Consider the following 16,914-nt stretch of genomic DNA (forward strand, 5'->3'; position numbering starts at 1 on the left):
GAATTCACCCTTAATGAAAACCCCCGCTGCTTCCTTGAGCCGAAGCTGCTACGGCAACGGGACAGGAAAACAACAGGGGCTTGTCAAAACGGGCACGCTCACACGTGCCCGCGATCCGTGTCGGGACAATTACCGGCCGCGACGTCGCAGCGCGGCGGGGTGGAAATACTGGTCCCCCGGTGCCGGCTGAGTGAAATCGAGGCTGGACGGCTCTTCGTTAGACAGCAACTGCACGTGGTAACGACGGGCGCGCAGGTCGTGGAATGTATCCAGCGCGGTCCACTGAGTCGGCACCTCGTAGTAGTTCTTGATGTACGCCAGGCTGACACGCCACAGGTCGCCACGGCTGTCGTACTGGTCGATGGCCGCGATCTGCCAGGAGTCCGCATCAATGTAGAAGGTACGGCGCGCATAGATGTGACGCTGGCCTTCTTTCAATGTGGCTTCCACAACCCAGACGCGGTGCAGTTCCCACCGGGTGTACTCGGGGTTGAGGTGGCCCGGCAGCAGCAGGTCGCTGTATTTCACGCTCGGGTCGGCCAGACGGTAGTTGTTGTACGGAATGTACATTTCCACCGGCTGCTCGTTCACCATGCGCCAGTTGTAGCGATCCGGCGAGCCGTTGTACATGTCGGTATCATCGGCAGTACGCAGACCGTCCGAAGCGGCGATCGGTGTGTCATAAGCCAGGTTCGGCGACCGCTGTACGCGACGGGTACCGGCGTTGTAGCCCCAGGCCTGACGCGGCAGTTTCTGCTGGTCAAGCGTCTCGTGGACCAGCACCGCGCCACCGGCCAGACGTGCCGGCGCCATGGTAAAGGACAGATAGTAGAAGATGATGTTGTCGAGCTTTTCTTCCGACAGCTGCGGATCGTAGTAACGGAAATACACTTCCTGCTGCGACGTCACCAGCGAGTAGGAGCCGTTACGCTGCACCGCCACTTCAGAAGCACGACGCACCACGTAGATACCGCGCCAGCGCAGGATGTGGTTCCAGATCGCCTGCATCGCCTTCTGTTCGTTGTTGCCGCTGAGGATCGGGAACGGAATGCCACCGAAGGCACCGGTGACGCCCGTCGCGCCGAGGTTGGCGTTGGTGGCGTTCTTCTTGGTGTTGTCATACACCCATTGCGGCGCAGAAGTGGTACGGCGGCTCGGGTAGACATTGACCTTGAAGGTATCCGGATAGGTTTCCATCATCGCCTTCACACCGGTCGGCAGCTTGGCCGCGTACTGACCGACATTGTTGGCATCGATGGTCAGCAGCACGTTGTCACTGGCGAACGGGTCCGGGTGATGCTGGCCGGGACGGGTGTAGGAAGAAGGAACGTCGCTCTTGTCGAAACCGGTCCAGGCGGGAATGCCTTCCGGCGAAGACGGATCCTTGCCATTACCCTGCTTGACGGCCCCGAAAGGCGTCAGGCTGTTTCCCAGCTGTGCGGCCTCCTGGGCCGACACAGAGGCATGGGAAACCGAAGCCGCCGCCAGCGTCAGAGCCAGAGCGCTTCCCATGAAAGTGAGTTTTTTCAGCATGTTTTTACTCTCCGTCAGGATTCTGTCGCCGGGGCGCAGTGCTGCCCCCGGCTTATTCTTTTTAGAATGAGTACTTCACGGATACAGAAGCGTTGTCACGGTCGTTCAGCTTGTTGCTGTAGCCCGCGCCCCAGAAACTGGTGGCCTGCAGGCCGAGTTCCAGGTTGTTCTGGTAGACAAAGTTCAGACCCAGCGTCGCCGCCTTGCGGTCTTCCATGAAGTTGCCACCGATCACGGAGTTACCTTCAACATCGTGGGCGATGGTCAGGCTGGGGTTAAAGGATACCCCGGCAAAAATGTCGTTATAGTTGGCACGGACGGCTGCACGATAACCCCAGGAGAATTCATCCAGATAGGTTTTGTAGACATCACCCGGGCTCTGGATAGCGGCCTCGCCATACTGGATCGCCGCCGTAGAGTTGTAGTACAGCTTGTTGCCGTTCGCGTCGCGGCTTTTCAGGCCACCGGCATGTTCAGCACCCAGTTCCAGCAGGAACAGCATGCCGTCGGTGCCCCACATCGGGCCGAAGCTGAAAATGCTGACCAGCGAGGCGTTGGTCATTTTCGCTTCGTCATAGAAGTAGTAGTACTGGCCCGGATTCACCGAACTGTTGGGGTCCAGGCAGCTGCCTCCCACCTTGGCTCGTACACAGTGATTGGTGAAGTCACCGACGGTCGGCGCCACACCCGAGAGCCCCGCCTGCGCAGCAATGCCGGCCAGGTTCTGGATCAGGTTGTCGCCCACTTCGTTGATGATCGGCTGCTTCGGCCGGTAGGCAATTTCACCGGACAGCGCCATGGTGCCGATGTTCGAGGAGAAGCTCAGGCCGAACATGTCGATATCTTCGCCATACACCATGTTGTACTCGGTGTTGTCGATCATGGCTGCGGCAGCCACTGCACCGCCGCCCACGCTCAGCATGTTCAGGCGAGCACCCACGGTCGGCAGCTTGGCATGCGTGCGGGTGTAGTACACACCGAACTCAGTGCCGTTGAGAGAATCCGCGAAGTATCGTGCCGCCAGACCGAACTGGCCCTGGTCATCGGCTTCCATGTCACGGCCACGGCTCACCGTTACCTGGGTGGCTTCGTATTCATAGCCCGGGCCATAGGTGGCATTGGTGTAGGCTGCGAAGCCATCGGCAATCGCCGGCACAGCGGCGGAGGCGGCGATCAGGCGGCCATCCACGATCACGTTGTTGGCCCCTTTGCCCGGGAACGCATCGTGGGTCGAGTAAAAGGTGCCCACCGGCGCATCTTCGGTGTTCTTCCACTCGTACTGGTAGAAGGCTTCCGTTGTGAGGTTATTGGTCAGGCCGTAGGAGAAATACACCGAGCCGAGCGGCAGCAGTGCTTCCTTGATTTCCGCACCCGGCTGACGCAGCGCGGCCAGATCAATGTAGTTGGCAGAGTTGATGCCGTTCTGGATGAACAGCGCTTCACCCCAGTTGATCACCTGGCGGCCGGCGCGTACCAGCAGCGGGCGATCAGCGACGAAGAACTCGCCCCATACATAAGCATCAAGCATCCGCGAGCGCTGCCCCGCGTTGCGTCGTGCCGCACGGGAGAAGCGGTCGCCGGTGCCATTGTTGGCATAGTCGGAATACAAAGCGTAACGGTTGCTGCCGCCGACACTCGGATACGGCGCGCTGCTGACCAGCGCACCGCCATCATGGCCCTCGTCCATGATGACATGGTCATAGAAGGTCGTGCCGCGCATGAACACGCCATAGCTGCTGCCGAAATCAAGCGCGAGTTCCGTCGTCGCCTTGCCCACCAGCGACGCCAGACCGGTGTCATAATTGTTGTTGGCGTCGTTCTTGTTGATCTGTGTGCTGTAGCCGCGCGTGGACATGTAGACGATGTCGTCGGTCGCAGCCAGCATGCGATCACGGCCTTCAGTACGCCACAGCGCACCTGCGGATAACGTGGTATCGAGACGACCGGAGATATTGGGGTTATCGAATTGCAGTTCGAAGGCATGGGCCGGTAAACCCAGTGCACTGGCGAGCGACGCACTGGCGACTGCCACCGCCAGACGTTTCTTCAGCATGGTCTTGTTTTTCATTGCGCAACTCCGTGATTGCGAATTTGTAGCGCTAGCGCTTTGTTATTGTTGCAACCTGGCGGTGGGCACCAGGCAGCTCTCCCTTTGTACCAGACTGACCACAGGGGTTGTCTAGGCGTATTTTCGTATATTCAAAACCAAATCAGCCGGATACGCCACCGTAAAACGTGACCTTCGGGTCTGGCTTGCTGAGGGATGGCGTCGACGGGTCGGCCTGGGGGCAAAAGAGATCCCCGATCAGGCAGGTGAGTTCATCACCGGGGAACAAGGAGAATGGCCGGCACCGCCCTGCCCCGCATGGCAGCGACCATGCGGGGCAGGCAGCGTTTCAGCCAGCGCTGGCGAGGATGCGCTCAAGCATCTCGCGCAGATTGGCCGAGCGTGAACGGGACAGCACATCCCGCAGCGCAGCGGCCAGGGCCTCGCGACGTGCATCCGGCAGGCGCGGCAGGCGTGCGCAGGCCCCCGCCATGCGGGCGGCGATCTGCGGGTTGACCTCATCCAGGCGCGCCAGCGCCTCGGCATACAGGCGGTAACCTTCGCCGGAGGCAGCATGGAACGCCGTCGGGTTGCCGTTGGCGAAACTGCCCAGCAACCCGCGCACCCGGTTCGGCACACGCCAGTCAAAGTCCGCGTGCGCGAGCAGCGCACGCACCTGTGCCAGGGTCTGTTCGCCGGGCACAGTGGCCTGTACCGCGAACCACTGGTCCATCACCAGTGCCTCGTCGTGCCACCGGGCAGCAAAGTCAGCCAGCGCCTGTGCGGCGCCCGGCAGGCGGTAATGCACCAGCAGCCGCAGTGCGCCAAGTTGATCGGTCATGTTGTCCGCATCGCGGCACAACGCCTCCAGGTGCGAGGCGACCCGCTCATCGGCGGCAGCGGCCAGATAGGCCAGCGCCCGGTGTCGCAGGCTGCGCTTGCCAATATCGGCGGCGCTCGGCCGGTATGGCCCGGGGGTCAGGCAGGCCTGGCCTGCCTGCCACCACTGCCTTGCCAGTTGCCGACCCAGCTCAGCCTGCAAGGCACCGCGTGCAGCGTGTATCCGGTCCGGTTCCAGCACATCCAGGCGGTCACCGATGGCAACCTCGCCTGGCAGCGTCAATAACAGCGCCGCTTCGGCCGGGTCATCCATGGCACGCGCCAGCACCTGCTCCAGCGCCGGCCGCAGCGCCGCCGCTTCCGCCTCTGCGGCGGACGGATCGGCCAGCAGCCGCGTCACAGCAGCGTGATACAGCCGCTGCGCGGCATCCCAGCGGCAGTACCCGTCGCTGTCGTGGGCCAGCAGGAAGTGCAGCTGTGCCGGCGAGAAGTCGTAGCGCAGTTCCACCGGCGCGGAGAATCCACGCAGCAGGGAGGGCACTGGCGCCTGCGTGCCCGGCACGGCGAACGCGAAGGTCTGTTCGGCCTCGGTCAGCACCAGCACGGTTTCCGTGTTGCCGTCGGCGTCCAGCGGCAAGGCGGCGCCGTCCGCGCCCAGCAGCGCCAGCTTGACCGGAATCATCAGCGGCAGCTTGTCCGGCTGGCCCGGCGTCGGTGGCGTGGACTGGCGCAGCGTCAGCCGGTACTCGCCATCGGCAAACGTATCGCTGGCTTCCAGCCGGGGCGTACCGGCCTGGCTGTACCAGCGGCGGAACTGCGTCAGGTCGATACCGCCGGCTTCAGCCATGCAATCGACAAAGTCATCGGTGGTCACCGCCTGGCCATCGAAGCGGCTGAAATACAGGTCGGTCCCGGCACGGAAGCGCTCCGGCCCCAGCAGGCCATGCTGCATGCGCACCAGTTCTGCGCCCTTCTCGTAGATGGTGACGGTGTAGAAGTTGTCGATCTTCTGATATTCCGCCGGGCGCACCGGGTGCGCCATCGGTCCCTGGTCCTCAGGAAACTGCACCGTGCGCAGCATGTCCACGTCTTCCACCCGTTTCACGGCGATGGAGTTCATGTCGGCAGAGAAACTCTGGTCGCGGAACACCGTGAAGCCTTCTTTCAGGCTGAGCTGGAACCAGTCGCGGCAGGTCACCCGGTTGCCGGACCAGTTGTGGAAGTATTCGTGTGCCACCACCGCCTCGACGCGCTGGAAGCCGGCATCGGTGGTGGTCTTCGGGTGCGCCAGCACGCACGCGGTGTTGAAGATGTTCAGGCCCTTGTTTTCCATGGCGCCCATGTTGAAGTGGCTGACGGCGACGATCATGTAGATGCCGAGGTCGTATTCCAGCCCGTAGGTCTGCTCATCCCAGGCCATCGCCGCCTTCAGCGACGCCATGGCATGGTCGAGCTTGTCCAGATCGCGCTCTTCGGCATAGATCTGCAGGGTAATCTCGCGGCCGGAGCCGGTCCGGTAACGCTCTTCCAGGCAGGCCAGGTCGCCGGCCACCAGGGCAAACAGGTAACAGGGTTTCGGGAACGGGTCTTCCCAGGTCACCCAGTGGCGGGCGCCCTCCTCGCCCCGCGCCACCGGGTTGCCATTCGACAGCAGCACCGGGAAACGCACCTTGTCGGCACGCACGGTGGTACTGAAGCGGCTCAGCACGTCCGGGCGATCCGGGAAGAACGTGATGCGTCGAAACCCTTCCGCTTCGCACTGGGTACAGAACATGCCACGCGACACGTAGAGCCCTTCCAGCGCTGTGTTGCGCTGCGGCTCGATGATGACCTGCGTGGCCAGCGTGAAGGTATCCGGCATGCCCCGCAGCACCAGCTGCTCGCCGTCATAGCGCCAGGCCTCTTCCGCCAGCGGCTCACCGTCCACCGACAGGGCTTCCAGCGTCAGGCCGACACCGTCGAGCACGCAGTCGGCACCGGCCGGCGCATCCGGGTGCCGGCGCAGCGCCAGCGTGGCATTGACCCGGGTGTGCTCATCAAACAGGTCCACGTCCAGGTGCACCTGGCCCACCAGATAAGCCGGCACCTGATAATCCACCAGCCGGATCGGGGTGCCCGGTTGTCCATCACGCATGGTCGTCTCCTTTCGCCGGGCGCAGGCTGACCGGCTGTTCCGGGTGGTCATGGCTGTCGCAATCCGGCTGCGGCACATGGCCGGTGCGCTCATGCTCGGGGACATTGTTGCGGATTTCCCAGGCCAGCACCGCCTGAAGGCTCAGTTCACGCTGCTCCGGGGTCAGCCGGCGGCCATCGGGCCAGCGGCCGGTTTCCACGGCCCGGCGCATGTTGTGCCAGACCTCCATACTCATGCCGTCGATCATGGCAGCGAAACTTTGCGGGGAATGTTCTTGCGTCATCAATGGCATCTCGCAGACAGAATGCGTCGGTCAGCCGTCACCCAGGCGGTTGCTCCAGCCCAGTTTCGAACGGCAGGCCTCGTAGAAATCATGGCCCGGCGGGTGCAGCAGTTTCAGCCGCTGGGGTTTCTTGCTGATGCGTATTTCGTCGTCCAGCTGCACACGCACGCCATCCTGGCCGTCACAACTCACCAGGGGATGCAGCTTGTGGGTGGTGACACGTATGCGGATATCGCTGTTGCCATCCACCACCAGAGGACGGCTGGTCAGGGTATGGGGATTCATCGGCACCAGCACAATGGCATCCAGACGCGGGTGCATGATCGGCCCGCCGCCGGAAAGCGCGTAGGCGGTGGAGCCGGTCGGCGTGGAAATGATCAGGCCATCGGAGCGTTGTTTGTAGACAAACAGCCCGTCGATGAACAGCTCGAATTCGATCATGTGCACGCTGTCACCAGACAGCAGCACCACGTCATTGAGGGCGCTGCCATGCCCGATCGCCGCGCCACCGCGCCGTACCTCCATATCCATCAGGAAGCGGTACTCGGTGGTGAATTCACCGTCGAGCACCTGCCCGACACGGGTTTCCAGTTCGGAGGGCAGGATATCGGTCAGAAAACCGAGCCGGCCACGGTTGATGCCCAGCAGTGGCACGTCGAATCCGGCAAAGGTGCGCGCCGCACCCAGCAGCGACCCGTCGCCGCCGACCACGATCACCAGATCACAGGACTGGCCGAGCTGCTTGCGGGTGCCGCCCTGCAGCCCCATATCGCCCAGCTCATTGAGCAGCGCCTTCTCGACAATGATGTGGCAACCACGCTGCTGCAGGAAATGCACCAGTTGCCGCAGGGAGTACAGGGCCTGCTCGCTGCCGGCACGCGCCACCAGACCAATATTACGAAACATCTCGCGTGCCACCCGGGTACCTCTGTATGTGGTTTGCGCAGACACGACACCACGCCGGCCACAGGCCGGGCAACGGGCGTTCGCCGCCAGATGATACCAGTGAACAGGGGTGAATGTACCGGGAGCCGATGCTCCGGGAGCCGATGCCTCGGGGAGCAATGCTCCGGGGGCCGAGGACGGCCCCGGGCAGGATGAAGCTCAGGATGCGTGGGCAAGCAATGCCGGGTTGCCGTGGAGGCCGCCCTCCACGACCTGCACTTCAATGCCGGCATTGCGCAGCAGAAACACTGCCGACACACTGCGGCGGCCGGTATCACAGTAGGCAATATAGGGCCGCGACGGGTCCAGCAACCGGCTTTTCAGGCGCAATACACTCAATGGCATGTTCAGCGCCCCCGGCAGGTGCTGCTGCTCATATTCGTCCGGCGTGCGCACGTCCAGCCAGCGGGCCCCGGACGCGACGCGCTGCACCGCGTCGTTGACGTCGATCTGGTCCACCAAAGGCTCACGCAGCAACTGGTCGAAATCCGGGCGGTCCAGCCGCATCAGCACACCGTCGGTAGCCATGCTGACGGTGGCATTTCGCGGCGCCCCGGACAACAGTGCCTCTTCGCCGAACCACTGGCCGGTCTCCAGGATTGCCACCGGCGTGCTTTCAAAGGCACCGGCCACCTGGACCGACACCTCGCACATGCCTTCCTTGATGATGAAGCAGCAATCGGCGTCATCCCCCTGGCGGATGATCACATCCCCGGCCTTGTGCTTGCGCTGCTTGAGGCGCCGGAAGATCTCGAAAATATTGCCCGGCGGCACACGATAGAACAGCTTTGATCGCAGCAACCGCAGCATCCATTCCCGATCACTCTCGTAGGCGGGGTTGGCATTGATGTCCAGCATGACGTAGTTGACGGACTGGTCCCAGGCCAGCAAGGCATCCAGCCGGCTGCTGTCGAAACACACTACCGACACGTCCCCCACCGCCCGCGCCTGGCTGCGGCGGGGTTGAAAATGGTCCAGGGGGTGCCAGGATTCGACACCTCCTGCACCCACCAACTGACATTCTCCGTCACTTCCGGTCAGCGCCACTTCGCCGCTGAGCAGGTAAATGGTGGTAGTGTCACGCTCCCCTGCCTCGAAAATCAGTTCCCCCGGCGCATAACTGCGCACTTCCTGCAGATCGAGCAAGCGGTCCAGGTGTTCGCTGCTGAGCGCATTCACGGGCACAAACGTCTGTAAAAGGCGCTTATCTATCGACTGGCCCTGGGACATGCGGTTGTTCTCCTTCTTGCAGTCCGTTACTTCGGCCGGTGCGGGGCGGGCCATACATCACATCTTTTCCCCAAGGCGCGCCATCGCCCGCCCCGCATTTACCGGCCAGCAAACTCGTTATGAACAGGTATAAAGCAGAAAACGTACCAACCGGCAGCCCTGGCCACCGGCCTGGTCCGATTATTTGAACTTCAGCACATTATCGATGGCGGCGTCCGAACGGCAGTGCGGGCACCGGTTCGAGTTGCGGTCAGAGACACCGGGCTTGAACTGGTTCGGCACATCGACCCGGATGACCCGCTTGCCGCAGGATGCACCTTCGCCGGTGGACACCTGGCAGACCGGGTTTTCGTAGTGACGCAGCCAGGCGCGGTAGTGCTCTTCGGTGACCAGGCACTTGCGCGCGGCGAACGCGATGGGATTCTGCATGTAATCGGAAATTTCCTGGGCACTGATGGAGACGTGCCCCGCCCCCGGATGGAAAGCGATAAAGTTCAGGCCCAGCGCCTGCAGTTTCTCCAGCAGTTTCTGCGCACCACTGTTGGCCATCTTGATCTGCTCGCGCCGGGCTTCCTGCAGTGCATCTTCCAGCGTCGCGATCTTTTCCTCGCGGTCCAGCACTTCCAGTTCCTTGCTGTGCATCTGCTCGGTCAGGCGGGCGCGCTCCTCTTCCAGGCGTTGCGCCAGCGCGCGCCGGTACTGCTCGGTGAGGATTTCGATTTCGCCGCCCTGGGAAGCATGCTGGCGAGCCTGGTCTTCCAGGCTGCTGTGCAGTGAATCCACCTGCTCCTTGAGCGAGACATTCTGCTCTTTCAACGCCGCGTTCTGTGATTTCAGCGTCTTGAACTGCATCAGCACCTTTTCAAGCTGGGTACTGAGGATTTCTTCCTTCTGCTGGTGTGCATAACGCAATTGCGCCACTTCGTCACGGTGCTTGCTTTCCATCGTCTGCACCCGCAGGCGCAGTTCCTTGATGGCGCGCGCCAGGCGCATGCGCTCCTGCTCGGAATGACGTGCAGAGGATGCCGCAGCAGCGGTTTCCGAGACGGTGGGAATGCGCTCACCGACGACAGGCACAGGGGCGGCGGGTACCGGCGCAACCACCGGTGGCGGCGCAGACTCGTCCACGAACAGCCCCATCTTGCGGCCGCGTTCGCGCAATGTGTCGCGGATAAAGACGAAATCGTTGGCACCCGGCTTCATGCCCGGGTCCCAGAGCTGTTCCTGGTGCCAGGCCACCGGGCACTGGCTGCGGCAGGCAAGGCGGATTGGCCCGGCGCCCATATCAGGCCCGGGGCCTGCGTGCTCAACCAGATGGCGCAGCGGAATGTTCCAGGAGGTATCGGCCATGCCGTCTTCATCGAAATCGATCAGGAACAGCACGATGCCCATCACCTGCAGGCGGGCGTCCACCAGCGCGTAGGCACCCCGCACTTCCGTATCGGTGAATTCGGGCACCCCGACCATGCCGTCGAGAATCGCCTCGAAATCGGAATAGAGCATACTCTTGGTGATGCCGCGTTCATCAAAGAACAACACGGCCTCGGAGGTCACTGACGACATGCTCATCATGGAGTCCTTTATTATTGGCCAGGCGAGGCGACTGCGTTCCCCACTGCACCCTGCACCACCGCATACGGCAGGTGGCACAACACGACCTGTCACTGGCTGCCGATTATAGTCGGCCACTTTTTGAAGAGTGTGACTTGGATTGCAGATAAAGAAAAGTTAGACCAGAGAGTAACGGCACTCTGCCCTCACCCGCCCCGGGAGGCACCAGGCCTGGCCGGAAAAGCGGTTGGGAACAGTCGGTATTGCGGAAAGGGAAATCGGGGTGATGCGGAAGGAAGCTGAGGCTTGCGGGACGCAGACGGGCAGACTACAGCTCGAAGCCGTCGTCTTCACCGTCGTCGTCCTGGTCGTCCAGGCTTTCCAGCCACAGGCGCTCTTCGAGGCGCTCGTCGATCAGTTCGTCCATTGGTGTTCTCCTTGTTGTAGGTTGTTTCGGGTTCAGACCGGCACAGGTACCGGTACGCCTGCATCATGCACTGCGTTTTGTGACAGGAGAATGAATACAGAAGTTCCGCCGCACAGGTAAAGCGGAAGGGTGTAACGGGAAGTATCAGGGGTAACACGGGAAGATGAGGATGAAAGTTTCAAGAGTGGCGGAGCGGACGGGACTCGAACCCGCGACCCCCGGCGTGACAGGCCGGTATTCTAACCAACTGAACTACCGCTCCACTCTTGAACCTTTCCTGACGGACTGTTGGGAAACAGGCTGCCAGTTAAAACTGGTGGGTGGTGACGGGATCGAACCGCCGACCCTCTGCTTGTAAGGCAGATGCTCTCCCAGCTGAGCTAACCACCCGAAAGAGGCCGCCATTCTAGGGAATTCGGCCGGGCTGTCAACGCTTTTTATGACCAAAATAAAAAAAATCCGCGAGGACTGCCTGTTAAATCATCAACGCCGCTAAGTCCGCGCAAAACATGAACAAATTGCCTGTTTTTTGTGCTTCCACGACACGCTATCAAGGCCTGTATCAGGCCCTTCAGGTGCGCGCTGCGCTGGCTTCCAGTTCCTCTATATAGGCACGGGCCACGTCCAGGCTGGGGAACCGCTGCGGCAGCGTCTCCCCCTGTCTGTCAGCCACCAGATAGTGCCGTATGCGCAGGCTGTGGGAGGTCGGGTCCAGCTCCCCCTCCTCCAGGATGGTGTAGCCGGTCTTGCCCCAGGGGAATACGTTACCGATCACCGCGCGCTCCCTGTCCGGCCAGTGCCACCGCTTCCTCACCGACTACCCGGCGTGCAATCAGCCGGGCCAGGTCTTCCAGTTGCAAGCTGCCCTGCTGGTCAAACCAGGTATTGGTCCAGCTCGCCATCCCGGTGATCAGGCGCCGCATCAGGAACTCGTCGTCGTGGAAATAACCCGCTGCACGCAGGTCCCTGAGCACATCCAGCCACAGCCCTTCGTAAATGTCACGCAGCGCGAGCGCCTGGGCCTGCTTCGCCGGCGACAGGCAGCGCCACTCGTAGACCAGCACGCTCATGGCTTCCCGGGTATCACCGATGATGGACTGCAACTCGCCCCGAACCAGCGCCAGCAGGCGATCCACCGGCGCCTCAACCCCATCGACCGCCCGCTGCAAGCGCTCTGTATTGAAGCGGATCACCTCTGCCATCACGGCAAACAGAATGTCTTCCTTGGTCGGGAAATGGTGGAAGATGCTGCCACTCTGAATGCCCACCTCACGGGCAATGTCACGCACCGTGGTACGGTCAAACCCCTTATCGCGAAACAGACGTGCAGCCGCGGAGAGCAGCTTGCCGCGTGGCGAATCGTCCATCCCGTTGATGCGTTGTGCCTGGGTCATGCCCGCCACCCTGGTAAAGCCGTCGAATGCAGGCGCCATTATCGGCGCCACCTGGCTGGCTGCAAGTATCGTCTGGCGCACCTGACCGTTTCGCTCAGCACGGTGTTTCCGGTCAGTGTGACGCCCTGGCGACCTCTTTACAGACCAAGCGCTTGCTTGGTAGCTTACCGAAGCATCAGGAGCCGGCACAAGCCGAGGCTCCGCAGATCCGCCGACAGGAGCAGGCTATGACATCCGCACCCATTCGTATCGGCTGCGCCGCCGGGTTCTGGGGCGACACCAATACCGCCGCCTTCCAGCTGGTGCGCCAGGCCCGCCTTGATTACCTCGTGTTCGATTATCTCGCCGAAGTCACCCTGTCCATCATGGCCGGCGCACGCATGAAAGACCCGGGCATGGGCTACGCCCACGATTTCGTCACCCAGGTAATGGCCCCGCTGGCAAAAGAGATCAAGCAACAGGGCATCCGTGTGATCAGCAATGCCGGCGGCGTCAATCCGCAGGCATGCCGCAAGGCACTGGAAGAGGCATTTGCCGCCGCAGGCGTGGACATGAAGATCGCGCTGGTGGAAGGCGACGACCTCAACAGCCGGCGCGGTGAGTTCCAGGACGCCCGTGAAATGGAAACCGGCGCCCCGCTACCGCCCTTTACCGTGACCATGAATGCCTACCTCGGCGCGCTGCCAATCAAGGCCGCGCTGGATGCCGGTGCCGACATCGTGCTGACCGGCCGCATTGCCGACTCGGCGCTGGCGCTCGGCCCGCTGATGCACGAATTCAACTGGTCGGAAACCGACTACGACAAACTGGCACAAGGCTCGCTGGCCGGCCACGTGATCGAATGCGGCGCGCAGTGCACCGGTGGCAATTTCACCGACTGGGAACAGGTGCCCGATTACTTCAACATGGGCTTCCCGGTTGCCGAGTGCGAACCCGACGGCAGTTTCGTTATCAGCAAGCCCGAGCACACCGGCGGGCTGGTGACGACCGCCACGGTCGGCGAACAGATCGTCTATGAAATCGGTGACCCGCGCGCCTATCTGTTGCCGGATGTCGTCTGTGATTTCACCGGCGTACAACTGGAGCAGGTCGGCGACAACCGTGTCCGCGTCACCGGCGCTCGCGGCCTGCCACCCACCGACCAGTACAAGGTCTCCGCCACCTGGCCAGACGGCCAGCGCATCACCGCCAGTTTTTTGATCGGTGGTATCGACGCGGCCCGCAAAGGCCAGGCTGTGGCGGATGCCATCCTGAAGAAAGTACGCGGCATTTTCCAGCAATTAAAGATGGAGGACTTCCGCGAAGTCTCGGTGGAACTGCTCGGCACCGAAGCCACCTATGGCGCCCAGGCGCGGCGCGGCGACACTCGCGAAGTGGTGGTCAAAATCGGTGCCGTCCACAACGACAAAAAGGCACTTGGCATTTTTGGCCGCGAAATTGCCCAGGCAGCGACCGGCATGGCGCCCGGTCTGACCGGCATCGTTGGCGGCCGGCCCAAGCCGATGCCGCGTATCCGCCTGTTCTCCACGCTGGTGAGCAAGCAGGCTCTCACCTGTCAGGTGGATATGGGGGGTGAAAAAACAGAGGTGCCGATCCCGTCCGGCGAACCGTTCGACAGCACTCGCCTGCCGGTGGACCACCCGCCTGCACCGGCGCAGGATGCCGGTACCCACACAGTGCCACTGATCCGTCTCGCCTGGGCCCGCAGCGGCGACAAGGGCAACCACGCCAATATTGGCGTGATCGCCCGCGACCCGGCCTACCTGCCTTATCTCAGCGCCGCATTGACTGAAAACGCTGTGGCCGACTATATGCGCCACACGCTGGACCCGGAACATGGCAGCGTGCAGCGCTGGTTCATGCCCGGCTTCAACGCATTCAATTTCCTGCTGAAGAATGCCCTCGGCGGTGGCGGCATCGCTTCCGTGCGCATTGATCCACAGGGCAAAGCCTTCGCCCAGCAGCTGCTGGATTTTCCGGTGCCGGTATCCGACACCCTGTACAACACTCTGAACAAATAAAGAAGAGGCCAGTTACCGATGGGTTATCGCTCCGTATTTCGTCCTGACCTGTTTGCCGGACGCAACATCATCGTGACCGGCGGCGGCAGTGGCATCGGCCGTTGCACCGCGCACGAACTCGCCAGCCTCGGTGCACGCGTCGTGCTGATTGGCCGCAAGGAAGACAAACTGAAAAACGTCGCGGCAGAAATAACCGAAGACGGGGGCCAGGCCATCTGGTTCACCTGTGATATCCGCGAAGAAGAAGCCGTAAAAAATACCGTCGCGGACGTCTACAAGGCGGTCGAAGTGGTACACGGCCTGGTCAATAATGCCGGCGGGCAGTTCCCCTCCCCGCTCGCGCTGATCAGCCAGAAGGGCTGGGAAACCGTGGTACGCACCAACCTGACGGGCGGCTTTCTGATGGCGCGCGAAGTGTTCATGCAGGGCATGAACCGGAATGGCGGCAGCATCGTCAATATCATTGCCGACATGTGGGGCGGCATGCCCGGCATGGGGCACTCCGGCGCGGCACGGGCCGGCATGGACAACTTCACCAAGACCGCTGCGTTTGAGTGGGGCTGCACCGGCGTACGCGTCAACGCGGTAGCGCCAGGCTGGATTGCCTCCAGCGGCATGGACACCTACCCGGAAAGCTTCAAATCCACCATCCGCACCCTGCGCGCCGCCGTCCCGCTGAAACGCATGGGCGAGGAAGCCGAGGTATCCGCCGCGATCTGTTTTCTGTTGTCCGATGCAGCGGCCTTTATCAGCGGCGACACCCTGCGTATCGACGGCGCGGCCTCCCAGGGCAATATCGCCATCTTCCCGCTGCCGGATCACCAGCACAGCAAACCCTTCGACGGCTTCCACCGCGCGGTGAAGCCGGCCCTGTTCAACGAGGACAGCGACGATGCCAGTCATTGAGTCCCAGCTCGATACCCAGAGCGAGGAATTCCGCCAGAACCATGCGGCCGTGCTGGAGGCCGTCGCGGAATGCCGTGCCATTGAAAACAAAGTAGTGGAGAAATCCGAAAGCCAGCGGGAGAAATTCGAGAAAAGAGGCAAGCTGCTGCCCCATGAGCGCGTGGCCCGCCTGCTGGACCCCGGCTCCCCCTTCCTGGCCCTGCAACCGCTGGCCGGCTACATGATGCATGACGACCGCGACGGCACCGAGGCCGGCGGCGCCAGCATCGCCGGCATCGGCTATGTATCCGGTGCACGTGTGCTGCTGGCGGCCAGCAACTCGGCCATCAAGGGCGGCACCATCACCCCGGCCGGCCTGCGCAAAAGCCTGCGGCTGCAGGAGATCGCGCGTGAGAACAAACTGCCGATCATTTCCCTGTCAGAATCCGGCGGCGCCAACCTGAACTATGCCGCTGAGATTTTTGTCGAGGGCGCACGTACTTTCGCCAACCAGGCACGGCTTTCCGCCATGGGCATTCCACAAATCACCGTGGTGCACGGCAATGCCACCGCAGGGGGGGCCTACCAGCCCGGTCTGTCCGATTACTGCATCATGGTGCGCGGCCAGGCGAAGATGTTTCTGGCCGGCCCGCCGCTGCTGAAAGCCGCCACCGGCGAGGTCGCCACCGATGAAGAGCTGGGTGGTGCAGAGATGCACGCCACGGTCGCGGGCACGGCGGAATATGTGGCGGAAAACGACGCCGACGGCATTCGTATTGCCCGGGAAATCATGGCCAGCCTGGGCTGGCAGGACCAGATCACGCCGGCGCCGAAAAAGGACTTCCTGCCCCCGCGGTACGATGCAGAAGAACTGCCCGGCGTGGTGCCAGCGGACCCGCGCAAGCCCTACGATGTACGCGAGATCATTGCCCGCATCGCCGACAACTCCGACTTCCTGGACTTCAAGAACGACTGGGACGGCGCCACCGTGTGTGGCTGGATTCACATGGAAGGCTATCCGGTGGGCGTGATCGGCAACAACGGCCCCATCACCCACCAGGGCGCCGCCAAGGCTGCGCAGTTCATCCAGTTGTGCGACCAGACCAATCGCCCGCTGCTGTTCCTGCATAACACCACCGGCTTCCTGGTCGGCACCGAGCCGGAACAGGGCGGCATCATCAAGCATGGCTCCAAGATGATCCAGGCGGTGGCCAATGCCCGCGTACCGAAGATCAGCATTGTCATCGGCGGCTCCTACGGCGCCGGCAACTACGCCATGTGCGGCCGGGGCCTGGACCCGCGCTTCATCTTTGCCTGGCCGAACAGCAAGGTGGCGGTGATGGGCGGCCAGCAGGCCGGCATGGTGCTGCGCATCGTGGCCGAGCAGAAACAGCGCGCCATGGGCATGGAGCCGGATGAAAAAGTACTTGAGCTGCTGCAGCAGAGCACCGCGCAAAAGCTCGACAGCCAGTCCACTGCACTGTACGGCACCGCCCACATGTGGGACGACGGCATCATCGACCCGCGCGATACGCGCAAGGTCGTGGCATTCGTGCTCGATATCTGCCGCGAGGCGCAACGCCGCCCGCTCAATACCAATACCTTCGGCGTCGCCCGCCTCTGA

At 62.4% G+C, this 16,914-nt stretch carries 12 protein-coding genes and 2 tRNA genes; 3 read left to right on the top strand and 11 right to left on the bottom strand.

Annotation, left to right across the window (positions count from 1 at the left end; genetic code table 11):
- Positions 1-129: 129 nt before the first annotated feature.
- The 11 genes from S7S_RS10305 to S7S_RS10355 all read right to left on the bottom strand — a co-directional run bounded on the left by S7S_RS10305 (position 130) and on the right by S7S_RS10355 (position 12,423).
- Complete coding sequence (locus tag S7S_RS10305; RefSeq protein WP_008735236.1) at positions 130-1,533, bottom strand: DUF1329 domain-containing protein; 1,404 nt, start codon at positions 1,531-1,533, stop codon at positions 130-132.
- A 61-nt stretch (positions 1,534-1,594) separates the two neighbouring features.
- Entirely contained in the window at positions 1,595-3,601 is a 2,007-nt protein-coding gene (locus S7S_RS10310; RefSeq protein WP_008735235.1) for a DUF1302 domain-containing protein, read from the bottom strand.
- Positions 3,602-3,929: 328 nt separating this feature from the next.
- On the bottom strand, positions 3,930-6,554 hold the full coding sequence (gene pepN / locus S7S_RS10315; RefSeq protein ID WP_008735234.1) for an aminopeptidase N: 2,625 nt from the start codon (positions 6,552-6,554) through the stop codon (positions 3,930-3,932).
- Positions 6,547-6,837: a YeaC family protein gene (locus S7S_RS10320; RefSeq protein ID WP_008735233.1), complete on the bottom strand. Its 291-nt coding sequence runs from the start codon at positions 6,835-6,837 to the stop codon at positions 6,547-6,549. Before S7S_RS10320 ends, pepN begins: the two co-directional genes overlap by 8 nt.
- Positions 6,838-6,867: 30 nt before the next feature.
- A complete protein-coding gene (locus tag S7S_RS10325; protein ID WP_035204015.1) occupies positions 6,868-7,743 on the bottom strand; it encodes an NAD(+) kinase in 876 nt (291 codons plus the stop codon).
- Between the two features lie 198 nt (positions 7,744-7,941).
- The gene (locus tag S7S_RS10330; RefSeq protein WP_035204013.1) at positions 7,942-9,012 is read right to left on the bottom strand and encodes a cyclic nucleotide-binding domain-containing protein; all 1,071 of its coding nucleotides are present in this window, start codon (positions 9,010-9,012) and stop codon (positions 7,942-7,944) included.
- A gap of 180 nt (positions 9,013-9,192) precedes the next feature.
- Positions 9,193-10,575, bottom strand: a complete 1,383-nt coding sequence (locus tag S7S_RS10335) for a hypothetical protein (protein ID WP_238582888.1) — start codon at positions 10,573-10,575, stop codon at positions 9,193-9,195.
- 600 nt (positions 10,576-11,175) lie between these two features.
- Positions 11,176-11,252: transfer RNA gene (locus S7S_RS10340), tRNA-Asp, on the bottom strand.
- Between the two features lie 52 nt (positions 11,253-11,304).
- Positions 11,305-11,380: transfer RNA gene (locus tag S7S_RS10345), tRNA-Val, on the bottom strand.
- A 181-nt stretch (positions 11,381-11,561) separates the two neighbouring features.
- Positions 11,562-11,765, bottom strand: coding sequence for a hypothetical protein (locus S7S_RS10350; RefSeq protein ID WP_008735221.1), 204 nt, complete (start codon positions 11,763-11,765; stop codon positions 11,562-11,564).
- A complete protein-coding gene (locus S7S_RS10355) occupies positions 11,755-12,423 on the bottom strand; it encodes a TetR/AcrR family transcriptional regulator (RefSeq protein ID WP_008735219.1) in 669 nt (222 codons plus the stop codon). Before S7S_RS10355 ends, S7S_RS10350 begins: the two co-directional genes overlap by 11 nt.
- Positions 12,424-12,611: 188 nt before the next feature.
- Between S7S_RS10355 and S7S_RS10360 the strand changes: the two genes are divergently transcribed.
- Genes S7S_RS10360 through S7S_RS10370 form a run of 3 tightly spaced genes read left to right on the top strand, consistent with a single transcriptional unit; the run spans position 12,612 to position 16,914 of the window.
- Positions 12,612-14,405, top strand: coding sequence for an acyclic terpene utilization AtuA family protein (locus S7S_RS10360; protein WP_008735217.1), 1,794 nt, complete (start codon positions 12,612-12,614; stop codon positions 14,403-14,405).
- Positions 14,406-14,423: 18 nt separating this feature from the next.
- Positions 14,424-15,311 carry an SDR family oxidoreductase gene (locus S7S_RS10365; RefSeq protein ID WP_008735215.1) on the top strand — a complete coding sequence of 296 codons (888 nt, stop codon included), beginning with the start codon at positions 14,424-14,426 and terminating at the stop codon, positions 15,309-15,311.
- Entirely contained in the window at positions 15,298-16,914 is a 1,617-nt protein-coding gene (locus S7S_RS10370; protein WP_008735213.1) for an acyl-CoA carboxylase subunit beta, read from the top strand. Before S7S_RS10365 ends, S7S_RS10370 begins: the two co-directional genes overlap by 14 nt.

The sequence above is a fragment of the Isoalcanivorax pacificus W11-5 genome (assembly GCF_000299335.2).
Lineage (GTDB): Bacteria > Pseudomonadota > Gammaproteobacteria > Pseudomonadales > Alcanivoracaceae > Isoalcanivorax > Isoalcanivorax pacificus.

Bases quoted from the DNA above. Each gene is read 5' to 3' on its own strand.
- S7S_RS10305 (WP_008735236.1), bottom strand. From the start codon at position 1,533: ATGCTGAAAAAACTCACTTTCATGGGAAGCGCTCTGGCTCTGACGCTG.
- S7S_RS10310 (WP_008735235.1), bottom strand. From the start codon at position 3,601: ATGAAAAACAAGACCATGCTGAAGAAACGTCTGGCGGTGGCAGTCGCC.
- pepN (WP_008735234.1), bottom strand. From the start codon at position 6,554: ATGCGTGATGGACAACCGGGCACCCCGATCCGGCTGGTGGATTATCAG.
- S7S_RS10320 (WP_008735233.1), bottom strand. From the start codon at position 6,837: ATGACGCAAGAACATTCCCCGCAAAGTTTCGCTGCCATGATCGACGGC.
- S7S_RS10325 (WP_035204015.1), bottom strand. From the start codon at position 7,743: ATGTTTCGTAATATTGGTCTGGTGGCGCGTGCCGGCAGCGAGCAGGCC.
- S7S_RS10330 (WP_035204013.1), bottom strand. From the start codon at position 9,012: ATGTCCCAGGGCCAGTCGATAGATAAGCGCCTTTTACAGACGTTTGTG.
- S7S_RS10335 (WP_238582888.1), bottom strand. From the start codon at position 10,575: ATGTCGTCAGTGACCTCCGAGGCCGTGTTGTTCTTTGATGAACGCGGC.
- S7S_RS10355 (WP_008735219.1), bottom strand. From the start codon at position 12,423: ATGGCGCCTGCATTCGACGGCTTTACCAGGGTGGCGGGCATGACCCAG.
- S7S_RS10360 (WP_008735217.1), top strand. From the start codon at position 12,612: ATGACATCCGCACCCATTCGTATCGGCTGCGCCGCCGGGTTCTGGGGC.
- S7S_RS10365 (WP_008735215.1), top strand. From the start codon at position 14,424: ATGGGTTATCGCTCCGTATTTCGTCCTGACCTGTTTGCCGGACGCAAC.
- S7S_RS10370 (WP_008735213.1), top strand. From the start codon at position 15,298: ATGCCAGTCATTGAGTCCCAGCTCGATACCCAGAGCGAGGAATTCCGC.